At 65.6% G+C, this 24059-nt stretch carries 16 protein-coding genes; 10 read left to right on the top strand and 6 right to left on the bottom strand.

Annotated features, from left to right (window positions below):
- Window positions 1–2: 2 nt before the first annotated feature.
- Window positions 3–659, bottom strand: a complete 657-nt coding sequence (locus EDF57_RS20520; protein ID WP_132265838.1) for a GntR family transcriptional regulator — start codon at window positions 657–659, stop codon at window positions 3–5.
- A gap of 264 nt (window positions 660–923) precedes the next feature.
- Between EDF57_RS20520 and EDF57_RS20515 the strand changes: the two genes are divergently transcribed.
- Window positions 924–2144 carry an FAD-binding oxidoreductase gene (locus tag EDF57_RS20515; RefSeq protein WP_134095590.1) on the top strand — a complete coding sequence of 407 codons (1221 nt, stop codon included), beginning with the start codon at window positions 924–926 and terminating at the stop codon, window positions 2142–2144.
- Between the two features lie 12 nt (window positions 2145–2156).
- Entirely contained in the window at window positions 2157–3347 is a 1191-nt protein-coding gene (locus EDF57_RS20510) for a Xaa-Pro peptidase family protein (protein ID WP_134095589.1), read from the top strand.
- Window positions 3348–3362: 15 nt separating this feature from the next.
- Here EDF57_RS20510 and EDF57_RS20505 read toward each other — a convergent pair whose 3' ends face one another.
- Window positions 3363–5135, bottom strand: coding sequence for an SLC13 family permease (locus EDF57_RS20505; protein ID WP_132265832.1), 1773 nt, complete (start codon window positions 5133–5135; stop codon window positions 3363–3365).
- Window positions 5136–5405: 270 nt separating this feature from the next.
- On the opposite strand from EDF57_RS20505, the gene EDF57_RS20500 reads away from it, so the two are divergent.
- The 6 genes from EDF57_RS20500 to EDF57_RS20475 all read left to right on the top strand — a co-directional run bounded on the left by EDF57_RS20500 (window position 5406) and on the right by EDF57_RS20475 (window position 13027).
- Complete coding sequence (locus tag EDF57_RS20500; RefSeq protein WP_243841171.1) at window positions 5406–7127, top strand: GGDEF domain-containing protein; 1722 nt, start codon at window positions 5406–5408, stop codon at window positions 7125–7127.
- 116 nt (window positions 7128–7243) lie between these two features.
- Window positions 7244–8845 carry a hypothetical protein gene (locus EDF57_RS20495; RefSeq protein ID WP_208324912.1) on the top strand — a complete coding sequence of 534 codons (1602 nt, stop codon included), beginning with the start codon at window positions 7244–7246 and terminating at the stop codon, window positions 8843–8845.
- Window positions 8846–8946: 101 nt separating this feature from the next.
- Window positions 8947–9471: a spore coat U domain-containing protein gene (locus EDF57_RS20490; RefSeq protein WP_132265828.1), complete on the top strand. Its 525-nt coding sequence runs from the start codon at window positions 8947–8949 to the stop codon at window positions 9469–9471.
- Window positions 9472–9506: 35 nt separating this feature from the next.
- A complete protein-coding gene (locus tag EDF57_RS20485) occupies window positions 9507–10232 on the top strand; it encodes a fimbria/pilus periplasmic chaperone (RefSeq protein ID WP_166675331.1) in 726 nt (241 codons plus the stop codon).
- Between the two features lie 12 nt (window positions 10233–10244).
- Window positions 10245–12551 (top strand): fimbria/pilus outer membrane usher protein, encoded by a 2307-nt coding sequence (locus EDF57_RS20480; protein ID WP_134095586.1) that lies wholly within the window; start codon window positions 10245–10247, stop codon window positions 12549–12551.
- Window positions 12548–13027 carry a spore coat U domain-containing protein gene (locus tag EDF57_RS20475; protein WP_134095585.1) on the top strand — a complete coding sequence of 160 codons (480 nt, stop codon included), beginning with the start codon at window positions 12548–12550 and terminating at the stop codon, window positions 13025–13027. The genes EDF57_RS20480 and EDF57_RS20475 overlap by 4 nt, the downstream gene beginning before the upstream one ends.
- 15 nt (window positions 13028–13042) lie before the next feature.
- Here EDF57_RS20475 and EDF57_RS20470 read toward each other — a convergent pair whose 3' ends face one another.
- The 4 genes from EDF57_RS20470 to EDF57_RS20455 all read right to left on the bottom strand — a co-directional run bounded on the left by EDF57_RS20470 (window position 13043) and on the right by EDF57_RS20455 (window position 21508).
- Complete coding sequence (locus EDF57_RS20470; RefSeq protein WP_134095584.1) at window positions 13043–14269, bottom strand: glycoside hydrolase family 27 protein; 1227 nt, start codon at window positions 14267–14269, stop codon at window positions 13043–13045.
- A gap of 23 nt (window positions 14270–14292) precedes the next feature.
- Complete coding sequence (locus tag EDF57_RS20465; RefSeq protein ID WP_134095583.1) at window positions 14293–16731, bottom strand: glycoside hydrolase family 3 protein; 2439 nt, start codon at window positions 16729–16731, stop codon at window positions 14293–14295.
- A gap of 9 nt (window positions 16732–16740) precedes the next feature.
- Window positions 16741–18294, bottom strand: coding sequence for a tryptophan halogenase family protein (locus EDF57_RS20460; protein ID WP_134095582.1), 1554 nt, complete (start codon window positions 18292–18294; stop codon window positions 16741–16743).
- A gap of 97 nt (window positions 18295–18391) precedes the next feature.
- Window positions 18392–21508: a TonB-dependent receptor gene (locus EDF57_RS20455; RefSeq protein WP_134095581.1), complete on the bottom strand. Its 3117-nt coding sequence runs from the start codon at window positions 21506–21508 to the stop codon at window positions 18392–18394.
- Window positions 21509–21724: 216 nt separating this feature from the next.
- Here EDF57_RS20455 and EDF57_RS20450 point away from each other — a divergent pair, with 216 nt between their 5' ends.
- Together EDF57_RS20450 and EDF57_RS20445 are read left to right on the top strand one after the other, a co-directional pair.
- A complete protein-coding gene (locus EDF57_RS20450; RefSeq protein ID WP_132265812.1) occupies window positions 21725–22969 on the top strand; it encodes an ROK family protein in 1245 nt (414 codons plus the stop codon).
- A gap of 171 nt (window positions 22970–23140) precedes the next feature.
- On the top strand, window positions 23141–24055 hold the full coding sequence (locus tag EDF57_RS20445) for an ROK family protein (RefSeq protein WP_134095580.1): 915 nt from the start codon (window positions 23141–23143) through the stop codon (window positions 24053–24055).
- Window positions 24056–24059: the final 4 nt, after the last annotated feature.

Raw genomic sequence — 24059 nt, 5'->3', positions numbered from 1 at the left:
TCTCAGCCTGTCTGGCTGGCGGTAAAATGAGCGCGCAAGTCGTCGAGCGTGCTGGCGATGTGCTGGGTGAGCAGTGTCTTCACCTGCTCCGCATCCGCGGCGAGCCAGGCGTCGAGCAGGTCACGGTGTTCCATATGCGCGCGGTCGCCGCGCCCGGCCGGTTCGAGGTGGGCGATGACATAGCGCTCCGCGAGCACTTCGAGGCGTTCGACGAGCTGCGTGGTCAGCAGGCGCTTGCCGGGGCGCACCAGCGAGACATGATATTCGCGGTTGCGGACGGCGACGTCGCTGAGATTGTCCTTGGCGGCCGCGTCGAGCACTTCGAAAGCCTTGACCGCGGCCTTGCGGTCCTCGTCGTCGGCCTGGGTGCAGGCATAGGCGGCGGCGGCCGGTTCGGTCGCGAGGCGCAGCAGGTAGATCTCCTCCGCCTGGTCGCTGGACATCGGGCGCACGAACCAGCCGCGATTGGCTTGGCTGGTCAGCAATCCCTCGTGTTCGAGCCGGGCCAGAGCCTCGCGCAGCGGTATCTTGCTGACGCCGAGTTCGGCGGCCAGGGCATCCTGCCGGACCGGCTCCATGACGGGGAGCTTTCCTTCGACGATCCTTTCGCGGATCACGTCGAAAATGCGTTCGGCAAGGGTGCGGACGACGATTGTCACCAGTGAATCTCCATACAGGTCTCGACGGCGCGAAACGCCGTCGATCTAACGTATACGGTAGATGATCGCCAATGGTGCTGCAATCGGACCTTTTCTGCCGAGCCATTGCCTTTTGTTAATCCCGACCGGACACCGCCCCGGCGAACCGGGGGGCGGAGATTTCGGTGGATCGAGACGTTCATGGCGCGGTGCAAAGCCTTGTGCGAACGGGCGGTGATTGATATATGGTATACGATATAGTCTGACTTATGCAACGGAGTTTTTGTGGCGTCGATTGGAATTGTCGGTGGCGGGGTGGTCGGGCTTTGCGCGGGCATCGAATTGCTCGATGCCGGGCGCCAGGTTGCGATCGTCGATGACGACGCCGCCGGCGCCTCGGCCTCCTGGGGCAATGCCGGGCATATCGCGGTGGAGCAGGTGGAGCCGCTGGCCTCCATGAGCATGGTGCGCAGTCTTCCGCAGCGGCTGTTCCTGCGCGGCGGCCCCTTGGCCTTTCCTCCGTCGGCTCTGGCGCAGTGGGTGCCTTTCGGCTTGCGATTGCTCTCGGCTGCTCGTCCCGCCAACTTCCGCAAGGGCTGTGAGGCTCTGGCACCGCTGCTGGCCGGATCGATGCCGGCCTGGGTCGCGACCGCCGAGCGCATCGGTGCACCCGATCTGCTGCGGCAGGACGGGCACTTCGTCGTCTGGCAAGACGCGCGCGCCGCACGCGAGGGCCATGCTTCGTGGCAAACGTCCGAGACCGGCTCGGCCGAGGTCCACGCCGCCACGGAGGCCGAACTGGCGCTGCTGTCCGGCTTGACCGATCGACCGGCGGCCGGCGCGATCCGCTTTTCGGGAAGCGGCCAGATCGCCGATCTCGAAGAGTTGCGGCAGGCCCTGCGCAAGGCCTTCACCGATCGCGGCGGTATCCTCGTAGCGCAGCGCGGCGAACTGCGCCTTGCCGGCCAAAGGGTGGAAATCGGCGGGGTCGATGCCGATCAGGTGCTGGTCTGCGCGGGCGTGCGCTCACGCGAACTGATGGAATACCTTGGCCACAAGGTGCCGATGATCGCCGAGCGCGGCTATCATGTCCGCGCCGATGCCAGCCGCTGGCCCGCGGATTTGCCGCCCGTGGTCTTCGAGGAGCGCTCGATGATCGTCACGCGCTATCGCGGCGCGGTTCAGGCCGCGAGCTTCGTGGAACTGGGCAAGGTCGACGCCCCGGCCGATCCGCGCAAATGGGAGCGCCTGGAGCGCCACGTTTCGGAACTGGGCCTGCCGATCGAGGGACCGTTCCGTCGCTGGATGGGCTGCCGCCCCACTTTGCCGGACTATCTTCCCGCCATCGGCCGCTCGACGAAGGCATCCAATCTCTTCTATGCCTTCGGCCATCAGCACCTGGGGCTTACACTGGCGCCGATCACGGCGCGGCTGGTCACGGCGATGGTCGCAGGCGGGCAGCCGGAACTGCCGCTCGCGCCCTTCGACATCCAGCGTTTCGCATAAAGGAAGAATGACATGATTGGCGGATCGACCGCAGACATCGAACTGGCCGGCCTCACGGCCTGGGCCGACCGCGCCCCGGCCATCGCCGTGCCGGAGCGCGAGGCGCGGATGGAGCGCGCCCGCGAACTGACCGACCGACTGGGCGCCGATGCTCTGCTCGTCAATGCAGGCGCCTCGCTTCGCTACTTCTCGGGGCTGCCCTGGGGGCAGACCGAACGCTTGGTGGCCATGATCGTGGCGCCCGGCCGCCAGCCGATCATGATCTGTCCGCATTTCGAGATCGGTACTTTGGAGGCGGATCTGGCGATCCCCGTGGACATCCGCTCCTGGCAGGAAGACGAGGATCCGGTCGCGCTGGTGGTCGGCGTCCTGGCCGAACTGGGCGCGAAGACGGTGGCGATCGATCCCGAGCTGCCGTTCCATTTCGCCGAGCGCATCCGCCAGGGCAGCCCGGCCCGGCCGGTCGACGCCATGCCGGTGATCAAGCAGTGCCGCATGGTCAAGTCGGCCGCGGAACTGGCGCTGATGCAGCAGGCGAAGAACATGACGCTGCTGGTCCATCAGGCTGCAGCCCGCATCCTGCGCCCCGGTATCCGGCAGAGCGAAGTGGTCCACTTCATCGATGCGGCGCACCGCAAGCTGGGCGCCAGCGGCTCCAGCTTCTGCATCGTCCAGTTCGGTGAAGCGACGGCCTATCCGCACGGGCTTCCGGGCGACCGCGAGCTTCAGGAAGGCCAGCTCGTGCTGGTCGATACCGGCTGCACCATCCAGGGCTATCATTCCGACATCACCCGCACTTACGCGTTCGGCGCGGTTTCCGACGAAATCCGCCGCATCTGGGATATCGAAAAGGAAGCGCAGCAGGCCGCCTTCGACGCCGTGCGTCCCGGCGAGCCTTGCGAGTCGGTCGATCATGCCGCCCGCTTGGTGCTCGAAAAGGCGGGACTTGGCCCCGATTACGCCCTGCCGGGCCTGCCGCACCGCACCGGCCACGGCATCGGGCTCTCGATCCACGAGCCGGCCTACCTCGTGCGCGGCGACAAGACGCCGCTGGAGCCCGGCATGTGCTTCTCGAACGAGCCGATGATCGTCGTTCCGCAGAAGTTCGGCGTGCGCCTGGAAGACCACATGTACGTCACCGAAACGGGCGCGCAGTGGTTCACCCGGCCGCAGGTCTCGATCGACCGTCCTTTCGCGGCGTGAGGATGGTGGCTGCGGTCACAGCGGCCAGCAATACATGATGAGGGGCGTCCCCAGCAGGAGCACGAGCACCGAAAGGGGCGCCCCCAGCCTGGCATAGTCGCCGAAGCGATAGCCGCCCGGCCCCATTACCAGCGTATTGCACTGGTGGCCGATCGGCGTGAGGAAATCGCATCCCGCGCCGATCGCCGTGGCCATCAGGAAAGCGTCGGGCCGGTAGCCGAGGTCCTTGGCGAAGACGGCCGCGATGGGCGCCACGACCAGGACCGTCGCGGCATTGTTGAGGAAGGGCGTCACCGCCATAGAGGCGGCGAGCACCATCGCCACGGCGCCCCAGGGCGGCATATCCCGCGCCAGGTGTGAGAGTTCGGTGGCCAGAATGTTCGAGGCTCCGGTGGTCTGCAGCGTCTCGCTGACCGGGATCAGCGCCCCCAGCATGATGAGGATCGGCCATTCGACGGCCTCGTAGGCATCGTTCACGGGCAGTGCCCCGGTGATGATCACGGCGCCCGCTGCGGCGAAGAACGCCACGGCCACCGGCACCAGCCCCAGCGCCGTGGTGAGCATCGCCGTGGCCAGGATGACAAGGGCCAGCCAACTGCTGCGATTCATGCCGAGCCGAATCTGCCTCTGCGCCAGCGGCAGGACGCCGAGCTGGCGCAGGCGGCCGGGCATCTCGCTGAGCACGCCCTGTAGCACGATGACGTCGCCGGCCTGGATCACGACATTGCCCGGCTTGTTGCGCAGGATCTGCCCGCGCCGAGAAATGGCCACGAGGCGCAGGCCCATCCTCTCCTTGAGCATCAGCCGTCCCGCGGTGCTGCCCACGAAGGCGGATTCCGCCATGATCACGCCTTCGATCACGCCGATCTCGTCTCGGGCGCCGGCATGTTCGTCGTCGTCCTCGTGGTCGTCGAGCGTGAGCTGCGAGCGGGCGATGGCGCGTTCCAGGGCGTCCGGATCGCCCGAAAGGATCAGTACGTCGCCTTCGACTATGTGCATGGCCGGATGAACGTCGCCGCGTAGACCCGAACGCAGCACGGCAGTGACTTCGATTTCGTTGTCGTGACTGGCAGTGAAGTCCTCGATGGTCTCGCCGATGGCCTTCGATTCCTCCGAGACGGTCGCCTCGGTGGTGTAGTCGGAAATGTTCAGCGCTTCGCCCATGGTCGCGGCGGCGCGGCGGTCGGCCGGGACGAGGCGGTAGCCGAAGCGCAGGAACAGCAGGCCCATCACCAGCATGCCCAGGCCGGTGGGAAGATAGTCGAACATGCGGAAGGGTTCGCCGGTCATTTCCTCGCGCACCCGGCTGACAATGATGTTCGGCGAAGTGCCGATCATCGTCGTCAGGCCGCCCAGCAGCGAGGCGAAGGCCATCGGCATCAGGAAGCGCGAAGGGTTGGTCTTGCTGCGCCGCGCGAGTTGGGACGCGGCAGGCATCATCATCGCCAGCGCGCCGATGTTCTTGATGAGGCCCGACGCCACGCCGACGGCCGAAGTCAGCACGAACAGCTGCGAGCCCGGCTTGTGTACCCATTGGCTGACGAGCGTGACCGCACGCTCCACCAGCCCGGTCCGCTGCACGGCCGCCGAGAGCACCAGCGCCGAGGCGATGATGATGACGATATCGTCCGCGAAGCCGGTAAACGCCTTTTCCGGTGGCACCAGCCCCAGCGCAAGGGCTGCCATCAGGGCTATGATCGCCGTGACGTCGTAGCGGAAACGACCCCAGATGAAGAGAATCATCATGCCGCATAGGGTGGCGACGGAAAGCCACTGGTTCAGGGTCATTCTATCTCGCTTTGGTTCGGCCGGTCGTCCGGTACAGACGCTAAATGCTCGAAAGCGCAGCCGGTGCCGCATGACGGAACGGCCTTGATGATATGGCGCAAAGAGGATGAGGGCCCAGGACAGATCCGAAGCCGGAACGCGGCAGTCCATCGTCATCGGCGGAGGCTGACAATTAGCCGAACCTGGTTAATCCGGTAACCTTGTTGAAGGCGCAAATGTGCCATAGGTCGCGGCGCAATGGTTTGCGACTCGCCCTTTTTGCGCTTTTTTATGCGTACCTTGACCCTCCTTTGCGCCGTGGCGGCCATGGGATGGACAAGCGCGGCTTCGGCCGAAGTGCTTCGTATCGGCCATCCCCTGTGCCATGCCGTGAGCCCTGCCGTGCCGGGCAGCGATGCCATTCCCGAAAATTTCGCCTGCAACGGTCAGCCCGAGGGGTACCAGAAGGGCACGCTCTGGCTTCATGCGCTCCTTCCGCCGGGGGCGGACGAGCGCGACGATCTTTCGCTGATCATTCACAGCTCCCGGTTCGACCGACTGGTCGTCTACTTCTCCTATGCCGATGGCGCGATCGAGCGACAGGATGTGCGCAGCGGCGATTTCGGCACGCACTGGCGCGCCGGCGGTCAGCTCGCCTTTCGCGCGCCGCACCGCGACGTGCCGCTGGTCGGCGTGACCATGCGTTTCGACAAAGTGGCGAGCGCCGGCCTGCTGCGGATGCGCCTGGTCGCACGCGGTGAAGAGAGCACGCAGACTACCGGCCTTGCCACGTCGATCGGTGCCGCGCTGGTTCTGCTCCTGGCGGGGGCGATCTACAATGCCTCGCTGGCGGTGGCGGTGCGGCGGCAGTTCTCGGCATGGCAGGCGGGCTGGGCGGCCTGCATGATTCTTTGGGGCGGCTGCTGGTCGCAGCTCCACCTGTTCTTCTTTCCGCGCATGGCCGGCGCGCTTTCCTCACAGATCTGCACGGGCCTGTCTTGCCTGGCGATCTGTCTGGCGACGCTGAGCGCCGTCACCGCGCTTGACAGCCAGAGCGTCAACCGCTGGTTGCGCCGCGCCGCACTCTGGCTGACGGGCGGGGTTGCCGCGCTGGGCCTGCCGCTCTCGCTCATGCGCTCCGGGCCGATCGAGACACTCGGAAGCCTGCTGGGGGTGCTGATCCTGGCCAACCTGCTCGCGGTGGCCTGCTGCATCGGCCAGGCCTGGAGGCGCGGAAGCGCCGAGGCGCGCAGCTTTGCAGGCGCCTGGTCGGTGCCGATGCTGGTGCTCGCCTCCACCGAATTCGTCGACACGGACAGGATGTTCTGGGGCGGGGGATCGCAGATCCTCGTGCTTTTCGCCGCAGCCTGGCAGACGCTCTGGCTCTCGATCGCGGCATCGCGCTCCCATGCCCGCCTGCGGATCGAGCGCGACATGGCGCGCCGCGCGGAAGCACAGGCCCAGGAACTGGCGCGCCGGGATGCGCTGACGGGCCTGCCCAACCGGCGCGGCTTCATCGAACGGGTCGGCACCGTTCTGGAAACCTCGCAGGAGCAGGGGCAGGTCGTAGGTTTGCTGCTGATCGACGTGGACTGGTTCAAGTCGATCAACGACGTCTACGGCCATGAGGCGGGAGACGTGGTGCTCGCAGCAATCGCGCGGCGCATCGCGCCTTACGAAAGCCCCAGTTGCACGGTCGCCCGCCTTGGCGGCGAGGAATTCGCGGTCATGGTCGCCGGGCTAGAGGGTTTCGCGCTGCTACGCTTCGCCGAGACGCTGCGGCAGGAGATCTCCGCTTGCGAGCACGGCGATCTCATCGGCCAGCGCAAGGTCACGGTCAGCATCGGCATCGCGGAAGCCTCGACGGGCGGCGATTTCCGCTCGCTCTATCGCTTGGCGGACGAGGCGCTCTACGAAGCGAAGCGACAGGGCCGGGATCAGGTCGCCATTCGCCTGCTGGACGAACCTGAGCCGGCGACAGACGATCTCGGCCAGGTCGCGCTCGGCAGTTGAGTCGGCGCCGCGCAGCAGATGCTGTTCAAACCGGATCCATCGCCGCTTGCATGCCTTCGACGGGTCGGTAAATAACCCACGGATATTACCGGGGGGTGATTCAAGTAATGCGATCGATGATCATGGCCTGTCTGCTGGCCCTGTTCCTGTTTCCGGGCACGGCGCGCGCGGAATGGCTGGAAGCATCCAGCGACCATTTCGTCATTTATGCCGAGGACAACGAGCGCGACTTGCGCAAGTTTTCCGACCAGCTCGAACGCTACCACGCCGCGATGGCGCTGCTGTTCCACGTCAAGGCGCCGCCGCCCAGCCCATCGAACCGGGTCACGGTCTATGTCGTGGGCAGCGAGCAGGCGGTCAGGAAGATCTACGGCGCCAACAGCAAGTACATCGGCGGTTTCTATCTTCCGCGCGCCGGTGGATCGCTGGCGATCATACCCCGGGTCGATGCCGCGAAAAGCGCTACTGACGGGTCGATGACCACACTGCTTCACGAATATGCCCATCACTTCATGATCTCGGCCACGGCGATGCAGCGGCCGAAGTGGTTTACGGAGGGCGCGGCGGAGTTCTTTTCTTCCAGCAGCTTTTCGTCGGACGGCAGCATGATGGTGGGCCGCCCGGCGCTCCACCGTGCCGGGGAACTGTTCTACGCGCCCGACGTCAAGGTGGCCGATCTTCTGGATCCGACCGCTTACGACAAGCGCACTCATCGCAACTATGACGCATTCTACGGCAAGAGCTGGCTGCTCTATCATTACCTGACCTTCGACCCGTCCCGCCAAGGCCAGTTCTCGCGCTATCTTCAACTGCTCGATCAGGGGAAGGGGCAGCGCGAAGCAGCAGCAGAGGCCTTCGGGGATTTCGAAAAGCTTGAGAAGGATGTCGAGCGCTACCTCATGCGGCCGAAGATGAGCGCTCTGCCGATAGCAGGGGACAGGCTCATCGTCGGCCCGATCACCGTACGCAGGCTGACTGCGGGCGAAGCCGCCATCATGCCGGTGCGGATCCGGTCCAAGCGCGGCGTGGACGAGGACAGCGCCAAGAGCGTGGTCGCCGAGGCCCGGGCCATCGCCGCCCAATATCCGCGCGACGTCGCCGTGCTGGGTGAACTCGCCGAAGCCGAATATGACGCGGGGAACGACAAGGAAACGATTGCCGCGGCCGATGCGGCCCTGGCGGTCGATCCGTCGCAGACGAATGCCTACATCCAGAAAGGCTATGCGCTGTTCCGCGAGGCCCAGGACACGGATGGAGACAAGGCGCTTGCCTATCGCCGTGCCCGGGCGCCGTTCGTGGCGCTCAACAGGCTGGAGAACGATCATCCCCTGCCGCTGATCTATTATTATCGCAGCTTCGTGGAGCAGGGGGAGCAGCCCCCGAAATTGGCCATCGACGGGTTGATCCATGCCGTGGAACTGGCGCCCTTCGATTTCGGCCTGCGCATGAACCTGGGCTGGGCGCTGATCCGCTTGGGGCGCGTTGATGATGCCAAGATCATTCTGGCGCCGGTGGCCTTCAATCCGCACGGCGGCGGCATGGCCCAGCGCGCCACGGAAATGATCGCGCGGCTGGACAAGGACCCCAGCTGGAAGGGCCCCGAAAGCAGTGCCGGTCTCGATGACGATGGCGAAGACGGAGAAGGCGAGGATTCCGGCGGCGCATCGAAGCCCGGGGCAAGCACACCCAAGGGGGCGACAGCGCCCTCCGGATCGTGAGCCGCGCGCCTTCGATCTGAAGCAAGTCCTACCGGGAACTCCGCAAAAGCCGAAATGCCGGCCCCACGGATTCTCAAGGGCTTTCCAATAGATGCGTCCTCATGAACAAGGACCGCATCTCACTTCGCCGAGGAGCCGGCGCCGCTGCGGCAGCATTCGCGGCCGTGCTCGCTTCCTCGATTTCGACCAATGCCTTCGCGGCGACGGCCACGGCCCCCATGGCCGTGACGGCCACGGTGCAGTCTGCCTGCATCGTCGCCGTCACCCCGCTGGCCTTCGGGGCCTATGACCCCACATCGGGTTCGGCCAAGGACGGCACCAGCACGATCACGGTAACCTGCACCAGCGGCACGTCCTTCACGGTGGGGCTGAATGGCGGATCGACCAGCGGCGCCACGGTCACGACGCGCCAGATGGTCAATGGCGCCAGCCGCCTGAACTACGCCCTCTATAGCGACGTCAGCCATTCGACCAACTGGGGCAACACCCCTGGCGGCGACACGCCGACTGCCACCACGGCCACCGCGGTGCCGAGCATTCTCACCGTCTATGGCCGTGTCGGCGCCTCCCAGAACGTCCCGGCGGGGGCCTATACCGACAGCGTTACCGTCACGGTCAATTATTGACGATGAATCCCGCCCCGTCCCGGTACTGGCGTCTCTTGCGGCGGTTGCTGGCTGCGCTCGCCCTCGCGGCAGGACTGTTCGCGCCGGGCTCGTCCGCGGTTGCCAGCGCCTTGCGGGTAACGCCGATCCGGATCGAGTTGCAGCCGGACAAGCGGTTCTGCGCCCTGACCCTGGCCAACGACGGTGACCTTCCCGTCAGCGTGCAAGTGCGCGGCTTTCGCTGGTCTCGCGGCGAGCAGGGAGAAGACCTGCTCGAACCCGTGGCAGGGTTTCTGATCAATCCCACGATCGTCACCCTGGCGGGACAGGAAACCCGCCTGATCCGGTGCAGCCTGCCCGCGGCCGAAGGGCCGGCGGAGCAGACGTGGCGCTTGTTGTTCGACGAACTCGCCACGCCTGACACGCCCGTCGGGCCGGGTGAAATTCGCACCCTTCTTCGCATCAGCGTGCCGATTTTCCGGGCGCCGCGCGGGGCCGAACCCGCGCTGGACTGGACTGTCCGGCACGATCCCGGTGGCGGGATTGTGGCCGTGATCGTCAATCGCGGACAGCGTCACGTCAGGGCGCTGTCCATCTCCATGACGGCGACTTCGGGCGAGACAGTCCGTCTCGACCGCGGCGGCTACATCCTCGCGGGCGGCCGCCTCGCCTTTCCACTACCACCTTCGTTCCCCGTCTCGATTGCGGAACTCCGGCTGCAGACGGATGAAGGAAACCTCATTCCGACCCGGCTCGCCGAAGCGACCGGCACGGGCCAGTGAGGACCAGCCGGCATGCGGCTGCCTTCGCGGCTATGGCCGGGGCTGGCGGTCTCGGCCCTCGCGCTTGGCGTCGCGGTTCCCGCGGTTCGCGCCCAGGAGAGTACCGGCCCCTTGCCGGTCGACGTCGTGCTGAACGGGCGTGACATGCAGCGGCCAGCGCTGGCCGTGTTGCAAGCCGGACGCGTGCTCGTGCGGATCGAGGATTTACGGGATCTCGGCATCGTAACGGTCTTCGACGCTGATCTCCTGATCGAGGGTGAGCGCTATCTCGATGTCGATGGGGAAGCCGGACTGTCGGCAAGGCTGGATCCGCAGGGCACCGCGCTGCTTCTCGACGTCGATCCTCGCCATTTGCCGCGCAGGCATGTTGCCGCGAAGGAACGAGGCGTGCCGGTGGCCGCGGCGGTTCCCGTGGCGTTCATCGACTACGACCTCAACTTCTCCGACCAACGAGGCCATACCCAGGCATCCGCCGTTCTCGATGCCGGTGTTTCCGGCGCCTGGGGAGTGATCGGCAGCAGCGCACTGATCGACAGCCAGCGTACGGGCGTGGTCCGCCTCGACACGGCTTTCGTCCGGGATTTCCCCGAGCGAAACTTGCGCCTCACCGTGGGCGATACATACACCCGCGCTTCGCCCTGGAGCCAGCCCGTCCGCTTCGGCGGCATCCGGTTCGGCACGGACTTCTCGCTGGACCCTTCGCTGATCACTTATCCGGTTCCGTCGCTGGCGGGCAGTGCGCTGTTGCCCTCGACCGTCGAACTGGCATCGCGCTCGTCCCGCCAGTCCCTGTCCGTCGAGCCGGGCCGCTTCGCCTTCGATTATCGGCCGCGCTTCACCGGGGCGGGCGAGGTGACCATGATCGTGCGCGATCTCACCGGAACCGAGCGCACCGTTACCCGCAGCTTCTATTCGAGCACCGCGCTCCTCCGTCCCGACATATCCGAGTTCTCGCTGGAGGCCGGCGCCCTCCGACAGGACTACGGCTGGAGCAGCCTTTCCTACGGTGCGCCCTTCGTGGCGGCGTCTTACCGGCGCGGGCTGTCAACGGTGGTGACGCTGGAAGGGCGCGCCGAAGCCGATGCTGCCACGCGCATGGCCGGGGCGGGCCTGACCTGGGCGATTCAGCCTCTCGGCGAACTGCGTGTGGATGCGGCGGGATCGCAAGGCGAGGCAGGGTGGGGTGGGCTCTATCAGGTGCAGTTTCAAAGGCTTGCACCGGGTTACTCGGTAACAGCGAGCTACCGCGGGGCGGGGGCCGGTTTTCGCCAGGTAGGCGATCTGCGCCGGGGTCGAGCGGCGACACGCGAACTGGCCATATCCGGCAGCATCGTGATGGGCCGGTTCGGAGGGATCAACGCAAGCTATCTGCGTAGTGAAGAAGGGAAAGACCGGCGCTCGATCGCCTCGGCCGGCTATTCGGTCAATCTCGGGCGCGCGTTCCTCTCCATCGGCGCGCAGCGTTTCGATCGCGGCGATGGCACCGACATGTCCGTTTTCGGCAGCCTTACCTTGCCGCTCGGGGGACGCCGACATGCCGGGTTCTTCGCCGACAACGACCGCATGGCCGCCATGTTCGAGAAAGTCGCTCCGGCAGGGACAGGGCTGGGCTATCGGGCGGCTGTCGGGCGCGAAACGGGAAGGGGGGCATGGTTCGAGGGCGCGGCGACCCTGCGTTCGTCGGCCGGACAGTTGGACATGGCGGCGACGCGGCGCAGCGGCGCCGTCATGACGCGCGTGGAAGCGCGCGGCGCGCTGGTGGCGACCGGCGGCCTGCTGATGGCGACGCCCAGTGTCGACGATGGACTGGCGATCGTCGAAGTGCCGGGAGGCGAGCGCATTCCGGTCTTCCTGGAGAACCAGCCGGTGGCCGCAAGAGCGGGCGGCGGCCGGCCGGCGATCGTCACCGGTCTCCAGCCTTATGTCGCCAACCGGATCTCGGTCGACCCGGAAGCCTTGCCGATCACCGGCGAACTGGGCGGGGTGGAACAAGTGGTGGCGCCGGGGTGGCGTCAGGCTGCCCGCGTCGTGTTCGGTGCCCGCGAGGTTCATCCCGCGCGGCTGCGGCTCGTGGACGAGAACGGCTCGACCCTGCCACCGGGCTTGGTAGTGAGCTTGGGATCGGGGGAGGAGCCGACCGTTACGGGCTATGACGGCGAAGTGTTCCTGAACGATTTCGAGCCTGGCGCCCCGCTGGTTGTGCAGCGCAGCGGCGTGACCGCCTGCCGTGCAGTGCTTCCCGCAGCGATGGTGCAGGATCCCCTGGCAAGGGCGACGCAGGTCATCTGCCGATCGCATTCGAAGGAGTCGCAAAAATGACGCGCAAGTTTATGATGATAATCGCATTTTGCGCCGTCATTGCACCTGCAGGCTCGGCTTGGGCCTTGTGCGTGCTCTGCTCGTGTTCGGCGTCGACACCGGGGCTTGCTTTCGGTCCTTACGATCCGACATCGAACAGTCCGCGCGATTCCAACGCGACGGTCTCGATCAACTGCACAGGCGTGGCGGCCTTGCTGGGGACGATCGATATTGCGCTGAGCCCCGGAGGATCGAACAGCATTCCGAACCGCAGGCTGATCCAGGGCGCGGACAGGCTGACCTACAACATCTATTCGGATTCCAACTATACCACACTCTGGGGTGACGGTTCAGGTGGCACCACCGGCGTGAGCCTCCCGTTCAATGGGCTGCTGACGTATGCCGCCACCGTCACGGCTTACGGGCGCATCCCCGCGCATCAGTATGTGCGCGCGGGGGCCTATACCGATACCGTGACGATCACGGTCACTTATTGAGCAGGCGCCGGCCGATCACGGCGTCAAGGTGACCATCACCACATCGTGGGGGGCGACCGTGGCAGAATAGCTGCCCTTCATCGCGCCCAGCTCCCTGTGGGCCCAGAGATCCCGCAGCTTGAGCGACTGGTCGGCCGGATAGTCCAGCTGCGCCCAGTTCACCGTCAGCTTTACAGGCGCCTCGCCGCGATTGAACAGCAGTGCGGCGCGCTTGCCGTCGGCCAGCGTGCGGATCCAGACTTCACCGTTCCCGTCCTTGGCGATGCGGCGGCCCTGGCGGCCCAGCTTGTCCTGATCGACGGCGATGACATCCCTGTTAAGCAGGATTGCCTTCGTCTCCGGGGTCATGTTTGCCACGTCGTTGCCGGCGATCAGCGGCGAGGCCATCATGGCCCAGAGCGAGAAGTGGCTGCGGTATTCGGTGGTGGTCATGCCGCCGTTGCCGACTTCCAGCATGTCCGGATCGTTCCAGTGCCCCGGCGCGGCATAGGGCCAGAGCGGCTCGTTGAGATCGACGATATCGAGCATGCCCAGCGCATAGCCGTGCTTGCCGGACCACTTGTCGGTAATGTCGCCGGTGGTGCGCCACATGTTGCCGATCTTCGAGGCCCAGAGCCACGGCTTGTTCGTGCCCCATTCGCAGAGCGAGAGCAGCACGTCACGCCCGGTGGAGCGCAGCGCGTCGGACATCAGCGCATAGGCTTCCTCGGCATTGCGGCTGCCGGTACTGCACCAGTCGTACTTCAGGTAGTCCACGCCCCACGACGCGTAAGTGATCGCGTCCTGATATTCGTGGCCCTGGCTGCCGGGGCGGCCGCCGCAGGTCTTGGTGCCGGCATCCGAATAGATGCCGAACTTCAGCCCCTTGGAGTGCACGTAGTCGGCCGTGGCCTTGATGCCCGAGGGGAAGGCCTTGGCATTGGCGGTGATGAAGCCCTTGGCATCCCGCTCGCCATGCCAGCAGTCGTCGATCACGAGGTAGTTGTAGCCCGCGTCCTTCATGCCGGTGGCGACGATCGCGTCCGCCGTATCGCGGATCGTCTTTTCCGAGATATTGCAGGCGAACTTGTTCCAGCTATTCCAGCCCATCGGCGGCGTCTGCACCAGGCCATTGGCCACGCGCGCCGGGTCCTGCGAGGGCGGAAGCCGGTTCTGATCGACTTCCTCCGCCAGAGCGGGGCAGGTGAGCGCCACGGGGGCAAGGCTCAGGGCGAGCGCGGCGAACTTCGCAAAACGCGACATGATAGGCGTTCTCTCTTTTCGGCTTAATTGGGGCAGATCGCGCCGGTGGGATCGGCATCGAGCTTGACGGTGGAGATGGCGATCGTCTGTCCCGCATTGCCTTGCAGGACGAAGGGGCGCGCGATCTTCGTCATGTCCGCACCGGCCTTGGCGAAGCACGAGAGCGATACTTTAACGCTGGCCCATTGGCCCGGCGCGGCGGTGAAGACCTTTCCGCCATCAACGAAAGTCTCGCCCACGCCCAGCTTCGGCGCCGCCGTGCCCCTGGCGTCGATACGATAATCGATGCGCAGGCTGAGCATCGCGTTGCTCTGGCGATTGAGATCGACCGTGGGCCCTTCGATACGCACTTCGCCGGGGCCGGAGAAAGTGAACTGGCGCGCACCTTCCTGCGTGCCGCCGCCGTCGACGTTCTTCACCGCGACCGCACCGCCGGTGGCGAGCTTCCACGGGGCGAGCACCTTGCCCGGCAGGTAGTAGACCGAAACGTTGGACAGCGAGGCATCGAGCCCGGCCACTTCGCTCAGCTGCGGGACCGTTGTCTTGTCCTTGTAGGTGAGGCCATAGCCGTAAGCGAACTGCGGGTCGTAGCCCGGCTGGCCCAGGTTGTTGGCGAACTGGCCCGCGTTCTTCGGCCAGGAATAGCTGAGTTTTCCGCGGAAATCCTTGTTCGGCGTGCCGTCCTTCCTGGCCACCAGCACGTCGGCAAGGCCTTCGCCTTCCGAGCCCGGTAGGAAGGCGGCGACGAATGCGTCGGACTGGTTGATCTCCGGATTTACCCAGAGCGCGCGGCCGGAGATGAAGACCGAGACGACCGGGATGCCCGCCGCCTTCAGCGCCTTCAACTGCGCCAGCGTCTGCTTGTCGCCCGGCTGGAATTCCAGCGTGGAGATATCGCCGACCATTTCGGCATAAGGCGTCTCGCCGAAGACGACGACGGCAACGTCGGGCTTCGGCCCGGTAACCTTGCCATCGGCGCTCAGCGTGGCGGTGCCGCCCGCCGCCTCGATCGCGGTCTTGAGGCCGCCCCAGATCGAAGTGGCGCCGGGGAAGTCGGCATTGGTGTTGCCGGTGCCCTGCCAAGACATCGTCCAGCCGCCCGTCTGCATGCCGATATCGTCGGCATGGGTGCCGGTGACGAGCACTTTCTGGCCCGGCTTGATCGGCAGCAGCGCGCCGTTGTTCTTCAGCAGCACCAGCGATTCCGCTGCAGCCTGACGTGCCACCGCGCGGTGTTCGGGCTTGCCGAGTTCGGTGCGCTGCTCATAGGGACGCGCGGGATCGAACAGGCCCAGCTTGAACTTCACGCGCAGGATGCGGCGCACCGCATCATCCACGCGCGCCATCGGGATCGTGCCGTCCTGAACCTGCTTCAGCGTATTGTTGAACAGGTCCTTCCAGTCGTTCGGCACCATCGCCATGTCGAGGCCGGCGTTGAACGTCTGCGGGCAATTGCCGTTGGTGCAGCCGGGGATCTGGCCGTGTGCGTTCCAGTCACCCACGGTGAAGCCGTCGAAGCCGAGGCGGCCTTTCAGCACATCGGTCAGCAGTGTCTTGTTGCCATGGTTCTTGACGCCGTTCCAAGAGGAGAAGCTGGCCATCACCGTCATCGCCCCGGCATCGATGCCGCTGACGTAGCCGGGTACGTGAAGCTCGATCAGGTCCTTTTCGGGGATCTGCGCGTCGCCCTGGTCGATGCCGCCATGGGTGCCGCCGTCGGCCAGGAAGTGCTTGATCGATGCGGCGACATTGCCGTTCTGGATGCGGCTCTTGCCCGGCGCCCCCTGAAGCCCGCGCACCATCGCGGCGGAATATTCGAGGGTGATTTCGGGCCGCTCGGAATAGCCTTCATAGCCGCGGCCCCAGCGGTCGTCCTGCGGCACGGTGACGGTAGGCCCGAAGGCCCAGTCGAAGCCGGAGGCGGCGCTTTCGGCGGCGGTGACCTGCCCGATCTTCTCCATCAGCGCGGGGTCACGCATAGCGCCCAGGCCGACGTTGTGCGGGAAGATCGTGGCGCCGAAGACGTTGGAATTGCCGTGGACCGAATCCATGCCGAAGATCACCGGGATCGGCACATGGCCGGGGCGCTTTTCGATCGAGATCTGGCGGAAGGCTTCGGCCGTCGCGATCCAGTCGCTGGCGGGGCCACGATCGTTGCCCGAAAGCGGCGGATCGTTGCCGCCGCCCAGGATCGAGCCGACCGGATATTCGCGCAGTTCTTCCGGCTTCATCGAGGCGATGCTGGGCTGGATCATCTGCCCGACTTTCTCGCGCACCGACATCTCGGCCATCATCCGGGTGATCTTCGCTTCGGTTTCCGGATCGACGAGGCCGGTGCTCCTGGCCTTGGGCCAGAGTTCGGGATGCGCAGTGGCGGCAGGCGATGCCTCCTGCGCGAGCGCGCTGGCGATCGGCAGGCTCGCAGCGCCAAGGGCAAGAAACACGGCAAGAGTACGAGGCATCGAGTGGTCCTAGATTATGGAGACGGGCGCTGGTTGTGCGGATCGTGCAATGTCCGTCTGCATGGCGCAATGTTCGGCGATGAATTCGTCGTGCGGAATGCCGAGCGCCGTGGCCCGGCCGATGGCTTCGCGCATCTTGGCGAAAGACGCGCCGAGTTCCTCGGCGCTGAGCTGGTCTGCCAGAGGATCATGGCGTGGGGGCAGGATGTCCAGCCCGGCGTACATCGACAGCCAGCTCGGCGGCTGGAAGGAGTCCCATTCGTAGCGCGGCAGCTTCCCGCCGCCTGCGAAGGCGCGCACGCGGCTGGCCAGGGTCTCGGGCAGTTCCAGCGCGCGGCATGCGTCCCACATCGGTTCGCCATGCCGGCGATTGCCCCAATAGTGCAGCAGCAGAAAATCGCGGATACGCGCATATTCGAGACTGGTGATGCGGTTGAACTCGTCCGCCAGCGAGGGTTCGAAATCCCGGTCCGGGAAGTGGGCCAGCAGCCGCTCGACCCCGCTCTGGATCAGGGTGATCGAGGTGGATTCCAGAGGTTCGAGGAACCCCGCCGCCAGACCGATCGCCACGCAGTTCTTTTCCCATACGCGGGTGCGATGGCCGGTGCGGAACCGCAGCATGTTGGGTTCGGCCAGTTGCTCGCCTTCAAGGCGCGAGAGCAAGGTGGCGGTGGCCTCGTCGTCGGAAATGTGGCGGCTCGAATAGACGTAGCCATTGCCGACGCGGTGCTGGAGCGGAATGCGCCATTGCCATCCGGCGGACAGGGCCGTGCTGCGGGTATAGGGCGTCAGTGCGTCGCCATGGGTGCAGGGCACGGCCACGGCGCGGTCGCAGGGAAGCAGGTGGGTCCAGTCGTCGTAAGGAACTTCGAGTGCCTGGCCCAGCAGCAGGCTGCGGAAGCCCGAGCAGTCTATGAACAGGTCCGCTTCCAGAGTGTCACCACCGGTGAGGGTGACGGAAGCGATGCGTCCGTCGTCGCCGCCGCGATGGACGCCGGCAATGGTGCCTTCGACATGGGCGACACCCAGTTCCTCGCGGGCGCGCTGCGAGAGAAAGCGGGCGAAAAGCCCGGCGTCGAAATGGATGGCCCAGTCGAACACGCCCAGATCGTTGGCGGGTTGCTCGGGCGGCAGGACCACGAGATTGCGCATGGCCGCCTCGGTCGCCAGGCAATAAGCCGAGAGCGGCGTGTCGTCACCGGCCATGCGCCGTTTGAGCCAGAACTGGTGGAACGGCACCGAGAAGGCATCGACGCCGTAGCGGCCGAAGGGATGGAAGAAGTTCGTGCCTGGCCGGGACCAGTCGCGGAACTCGATGCCGAGCTTCACCGTGCCCTGGGTCGCGCGCATCACGTCGAATTCGCTGACGCCGATGGCGCGGAAATAATCGCGGATCGCCGGGACCGTGGCCTCGCCCACGCCCACGGTGCGGATATCGGGAGATTCCACCAAGGTGATCTGCACGGGGAGGCGCCGCAGCCGGGTCGCCAGGAGATTGGCCGTCATCCATCCGGCGGTGCCGCCGCCGACGATCAGGATGGAACGGATCGCATTGTCTGTCATCGCAGGAAACTCCCCGGGCTGGGTCTACCCTGTCGGGCCGAGCCGGAAAAGGATCCCCCCCGCCCGGAGGAGGTGGGCGGGGGAGAAAGGGAGGAGCCTAGAACTTGACGCGCGCGCCCATGGTGAAGCGGCGTTCGAAGATATTGTTGTAGGCCTTCTGGTCCTTCCAGGTGAGATAGTACTTCTCGTACTCGCCCGTCAGGTTGGAACCCTGGCCGTAGATCGTGATGTTCGGCGTGATGTCGTAGCTGACCGAGGCATCGACGTAGTTGGTGGGCGCCTGGTACAGTTCGAGGCCGGTGATGCCGCCGAAGTTGGACTGGACCGCACGCTCCGAACGGTAGTTCCAGGCCACGCGCGCCTGGAAATGCGAGTCCTGGTAGAACAGCGCAGCGTTGGTCTGGATCTTCGAGTTGTCCTGGAACGGGATCTTCTTGCCGGCCAGGTCCTTGTCGCCGGTGTTCGAGGGCGAGAAGGTGAAGTTCGTGTCGATGCCGAAGTTCGACAGGAACCCTGGGACGAAGCCGAGATCGGTGAACGAGATCTTGGCGCCGGCCTCGATACCCTTCAGCGAGCCGCCGGATCCCTGGACCGGGGTGCTGATGGAGACCGTGCGGCCGCGAACGACGCCATCGTTGTCCGGCAGGTCGGTACGGTTCTCGTTGCCGGCCTGGATGAAGCTGTCGACGTCGATGTAGAAGGCGCCGACGCTCAGCAGGCTTCCCCGGCCGAGATAGTATTCGAGGGAGCCTTCCACATTGGTGGCACGCCAGGGATCGAGGTTGGGATTGCCCGTCTGGCTACCGCCGGTCACGCGGAAGATCGGCGTTCCGGGTACGCTGGTGTCGATGGCGTAAGTGGGGTTCAGGCCGCCGCCCCACTGGTTGAGGTCCAGCAGGGTCATCGTCTTCGAGAAGGCGAAGCGGAACTTCAGGTTCTGCGCGAAGTCGAAGGCGACGTTGAAGGCCGGAAGGATGTCGGTGAAGCTGCGCTTGGTGTCGACCGAGCCTCCCAGCTCGTTGGCCAGACCGTAGGGCTGCGGCCCGCCGGTGACGTACTGGGTGATGTCGAGCCGGGTGTTGATGACCTTGACGCCGCCGTTACCCGAGAAAGGCACGCCGAAGAAATCGCCGTGGAAGTCGGTCTGGACGTAGCCCGAGATCTGCTTGACGCCGACGTTGAAGGAAGCGCCGGGGTTCATGACTTCGACGTTTCCGGGGTAGAACTCGTTCTGGAAGGCCAGCGCGTTGTCCATCGCCTTCGGGTCGAGCACATACATGTTCGGCACGCCGGCCACGCCCGGGTTGAACAGCTTGACGCGGCCGCCCAGGGTCGGGTCGTTGGCAAGGCGCGTCAGGCCCGCCGTGTAGAAGCCGGAAGCGTCGCCCGCGCTGCAGGAGCTGTCGCTCATCGGCACGTCGAAGGCCTTCCACTTGACGAGGCAGCCGTTGGGATCGCTGGCCTGCCCGGCATAGAGCGGTGCCGCACGGTCGAATTCGTAGTCGTTCACCGAACGCTCGGAATAACGGCCGCCGAAGCTGACCGTCAGTTCGGGCGATGCTTCATAGGAGCCATCGGCGCGCACGACCTTGAGGTCGCCGTTGCGGCGATAGTTGCCTTCGGAAGACATCGTCTTCAGCGCATAGTTGCTGATGTCGCCCAGTTCGCTCAGGAGCTGCGAGGGCAGGGTGAAGACCGGCTTGTTGCCGGTGAAGTCCACCACGGCCGGAAGCGAGTTCAGGCCGGCGATGGTATTGACCGTGTAGCCGTTCGGGTTGAACACCCGGTCGCCGCCCGGATAGTGGCCGATGCCGCCCGGCTGCCACTGCTGGCCGTCCGACATGCTGAACTGCAAGTAGCTCTGGTCGTAATACTGGTGAGCCTTGCCATAGATGCCGCGCAGGCTGCCCTTGAAGGGGCCGCCGTTGTCGAACTTCAGTTCCAGGTTGTAGTTCTGCGACTGCGACTTGTAGCGGTCGGTCTGGGCGTAGGAATCGAAGTTGCCGAGGTCGTAGTTGTAGACCTGCGTGGTGTTGAGATTGTAGGTCCGGCCGTCCTTGCCCACCACGGTCGTTCCCGTGTCGCGCGACTGGCCGGGAACGAATTCCGCCGCCTGCCAGTTGACGTCCTGCATCTGGAAGCCGGCCGTGCGGTCATGCTCGGTCTGCTTGGTGAAGAAGGCGTCGCCCGTCAGGGTCAGGGCGTCGTTGATCATCCATTGCGCCGAGCCGTTGATGCCCAGTCGCTGGCGCTGGTTGATCTTGTTCCAGCCGGTGAAGCCCTGGGGAACGATGAAGGCGTCGTTGGAATTACCGTTGCCGTTGACGTCCACGCCGCCGGCCACCACCGTGCCGCGCGGGCGGTTTGCGGGTGAGAAGCCGTTTGTGGAGGTGGCGTCCTGCGTGCCTTCGTCATGCAGAGTGGCACCGTAGCCTTCCTGGATGCCGTTGTGGGAATTGGACAGGCGCACGTCGGAATAGGCGGCCGAAACCATCACCCCGAAGCGGTCGTTGTGCCAGGACAGCAAGCCGTTGAAGTTCGGATCGAATTTGTGCTTGGTCTTGTCCCCGTAGGCGCCCTCCGCAGCAAGAGCGACCGTCACGCCCTCCTTCAGGTCGAAGGGGCGCCGCGTGCGCAAGTTGACCGTGCCGGTGATGCCGGCATTGAGCGAATCGGCCGTGGCGGACTTGATGACATCGGCGCCGGCGAAGAGCTGCGAGGGGATGTCGTTGAAGTTCGGCTGGATCGTGGTGATCGACTGCGCGCCGAGGTAGGCTTCGCCGTTGAGCAGCGTGGTCACCTGCGGCAACCCGCGGATGTTGATGGTCGAACCTTCGCCCGCGCTGCGCAGGATCTGCACGCCCGGAATGCGCTGGAGAGAGTCGGAAATGGTGACGTCGGGCAGCTTGCCGATGTCTTCGGCGGAAATGGAATCGACCACCGAGGTCGCATTGCGCTTGATGTTGACGGCGCGTTCCTGCGAGGCGCGAATACCGGTGACGACGATGTCGCTTCCCGTGGGCTCGCTGCCCGGTTGGGCGGTGGCGGGGCTACCGGCCTGTTCCGCCACGGCCAGCCTGGTGGCCGATCCAGTGACGACGGGCGCGCCCTGCTGCGCGGCGTCCTGAGCCAAGGCGCCATGCGCCGAACCCAGGGCGACCATCGACGTCGCGGCCATCAGGACACTGCGACGCACGAAACTGTGCTGATTCATTCCCCTCATTTCCTCTCCTCTCACGCGCTATGCGTGCCTCGCTGGTTCGGAGAGGGGCGTCGACCCAGCGGTCATGAGCGCCGCTTTCCTCTCCTGGTACGAGCATTCTTTGTGACTCGTGTTGCGGTACACATCCGCTCAAAGCAAAAAGCGGTCAACTTAAATTTTTTCTTTTTTGTTAGTTAGGGGACCGATCCGGTTGTAGTCCTTGGCACCATGAAAAGAGAGGATCGCACTGTAACCGCTCCCGATTCGGGAGAAACCCGCGGCAAGCGACTGGCCGTTTCGCTTTCCGGTACCAATTTGGCCCGGGCCAGCGACTACAATCAGCGCATCGTGCTCCAGGCCATTCGCCTGAGCGGAGAGACTACGCGTATCGCCCTGGCGAAGCAGACCGGGCTGACGGCGCCCACGATCGCCAACATCACCTCGCGCCTCGGGGAGATGGAACTGATCGCGCATATCGGCCGCAAGCATGGCGGCCGGGGGCAGCCGGCGCTGCGACTTGCCATCAACCCCGACGGCGCCTTCGCCATCGGCCTCAATGTCGATCGCGACCATATCACTCTGGTGGCGCTCGACCTCGCCGGAGAAGTCCGCAGCCGCGTGACTCGAGAAGTCCGTTTCGCCATGCCGTCCGACGTGGTGGACATCATCTCGGCCGAGCTGGAAGGCGTGCTGACCGCGGGCAAGATCGACCGTGAACGCATATTGGGCGTTGGCGTCGCGCGCCCTGACGACCTGGGCGGGATCGTCCTGCCGCACAAGCCCGAGGGTTACGAAAGCTGGTCGCAAGTCGACTTTTCCGCGCTTTTGAAGGAGGTTCTGCCCTGGCCGATCCACGTCGACAACGACGCGGCGGCAGCCGCACTGGGCGAGGCGCAAGGGGTGGGCGGACAGGAGCGGCCGAGCTTCTTCTATTTGCTCATCAGCGCCGGTCTGGGCGGCGGTCCGGTGGTCGACGGCAGCTACTATCGCGGTGCGCGCTCGCGCAGCGGAGAGATCGGGCTCATGCCGGATGCCGGCGGCGCGGAGCCCGGGGCGGTGGTGCAGGATACTGTCTCGTTGTCCGCCATCGAGGAGCGTCTTCTGCGCGAAGGTCGTCCGCTGAAATCGCTTGATGACCTCCTCGCGCTCGATCCGGTCATGGCGACCACGGTGGATCAATGGATCGCCGATGCCACCCGCGCGCTGACCGGCCCGTTGGTGGCGGTGTCCTGCCTGCTCGATCCCGATGCGGTGGTGATTGGTGGGCGCCTTCCGGTGCCGCTGATCGAGCGGCTCAGCGCCCGGATCGACGCGGCCCTGGCGCAGGTTCCCATGCCCAACCGGGTGCCGGTCCATCCCGGGCAGATGCCTGCAGAGGCCCCTGCGATCGGCGCGGCGATCCTGCCCTTCCTCGATCAACTGCTTCCTTCGGATGCCATTCTGATGCAGGCGGGTCGATCCGAAGAGTTATAAAAAAGAAATTGTCTTATTCATCCGCCATGCCATCATGCCGCGACATCGAAGCGGTGTGGGGCATGACCGGGTGAACCGGCGCGCCAGCTCCATCTCCGTCCCATGACATGATCCAATGCCGGAGAGGAATATGCCGAAGATCCCACCCATGCAGCGGGCTGCTGCGTGACCATGCGGATTGGAATCGATTACGGTGGGACGAAAATCGAGGCTGCCGCTCTCTCGGAGGACGGTGAGGTCCTGCACCGCCGCCGCATACCGACACCCGACAAGTACGATCTGGCGCTGACGACGCTGCGCGATCTGGTGGCGGCTGTGGAGGCGGAAGTTGGCCGCCGGGGAACTGTCGGGATCGGCACCCCGGGGTCTCTCACGCCGGGTACGGGACTGATCCGCAATGCCAATTCGGCGTGCCTGAACGGTCAGCCTTTCCAGCGCGATCTCGAAGCCGCGCTCGGCCGGGAGGTCCGGCTTGCCAACGATGCCAATTGTTTCGCCCTGTCCGAAGCCATCGACGGCGCGGCAGCGGGGAAAGCCTCCGTTTTCGGGCTGATCGTCGGCACGGGTTGCGGCGCGGGCTATGTGCTGGACGGCAAGGTGGTTGGCGGTGCGCATGGGCTGGCCGGCGAAGTCGGGCACATGCCGTTGCCGGACCCCGGCCCGGATGAACTGCCGGCGCCCGCCTGCTGGTGCGGGCTGCGCGGATGCCTTGAGAACTGGGTCTCGGGAACGGGCTTCCAGCGCGCATTCAAGGCCGCGACGGGGCGCGATCTCGATCCTCCCGCAAGCGTTGCGGCCGCGCGGGATGGCGATGCAGCGGCGCAGGAAGCACTGCGGCGCTACCGAGACAGACTGGCGCGCGGGCTGTCAGTGGTGGCCAACCTCATGGATCCGGACGTGATCGTGCTGGGCGGCGGAATGTCGAATGTCGGCCAGATCTACGAAGGATTGGCCGAAGCCGTTCAGGCCCGAACGTTCTCGGGCGCGTGGGCCGGAGCGGTGGTTCCGGCGCGCTGGGGCGACAGCTCAGGCGTGCGCGGCGCGGCGCTGCTCTGGGATCCGGAGGAAGTACCGGCGCCTTCGTGACGTG

The organism is Novosphingobium sp. PhB55 (assembly GCF_004368805.1).
Lineage (GTDB): Bacteria > Pseudomonadota > Alphaproteobacteria > Sphingomonadales > Sphingomonadaceae > Novosphingobium.
The sequence above is the reverse complement of the archived record's forward strand: the minus strand, read 5'-3'. Positions and strand labels throughout refer to the sequence as shown.

Coding starts and splice junctions, on each gene's coding strand:
- EDF57_RS20465 (WP_134095583.1), bottom strand. CDS start 16,731: ATGCCTCGTACTCTTGCCGTGTTTCTTGCCCTTGGCGCTGCGAGCCTG.
- EDF57_RS20460 (WP_134095582.1), bottom strand. CDS start 18,294: ATGACAGACAATGCGATCCGTTCCATCCTGATCGTCGGCGGCGGCACC.
- EDF57_RS20510 (WP_134095589.1), top strand. CDS start 2,157: ATGATTGGCGGATCGACCGCAGACATCGAACTGGCCGGCCTCACGGCC.
- EDF57_RS20470 (WP_134095584.1), bottom strand. CDS start 14,269: ATGTCGCGTTTTGCGAAGTTCGCCGCGCTCGCCCTGAGCCTTGCCCCC.
- EDF57_RS20490 (WP_132265828.1), top strand. CDS start 8,947: ATGAACAAGGACCGCATCTCACTTCGCCGAGGAGCCGGCGCCGCTGCG.
- EDF57_RS20505 (WP_132265832.1), bottom strand. CDS start 5,135: ATGACCCTGAACCAGTGGCTTTCCGTCGCCACCCTATGCGGCATGATG.
- EDF57_RS20495 (WP_208324912.1), top strand. CDS start 7,244: ATGATCATGGCCTGTCTGCTGGCCCTGTTCCTGTTTCCGGGCACGGCG.
- EDF57_RS20475 (WP_134095585.1), top strand. CDS start 12,548: ATGACGCGCAAGTTTATGATGATAATCGCATTTTGCGCCGTCATTGCA.
- EDF57_RS20450 (WP_132265812.1), top strand. CDS start 21,725: ATGAAAAGAGAGGATCGCACTGTAACCGCTCCCGATTCGGGAGAAACC.
- EDF57_RS20455 (WP_134095581.1), bottom strand. CDS start 21,508: ATGAATCAGCACAGTTTCGTGCGTCGCAGTGTCCTGATGGCCGCGACG.
- EDF57_RS20480 (WP_134095586.1), top strand. CDS start 10,245: ATGCGGCTGCCTTCGCGGCTATGGCCGGGGCTGGCGGTCTCGGCCCTC.
- EDF57_RS20500 (WP_243841171.1), top strand. CDS start 5,406: ATGCGTACCTTGACCCTCCTTTGCGCCGTGGCGGCCATGGGATGGACA.
- EDF57_RS20445 (WP_134095580.1), top strand. CDS start 23,141: ATGCGGATTGGAATCGATTACGGTGGGACGAAAATCGAGGCTGCCGCT.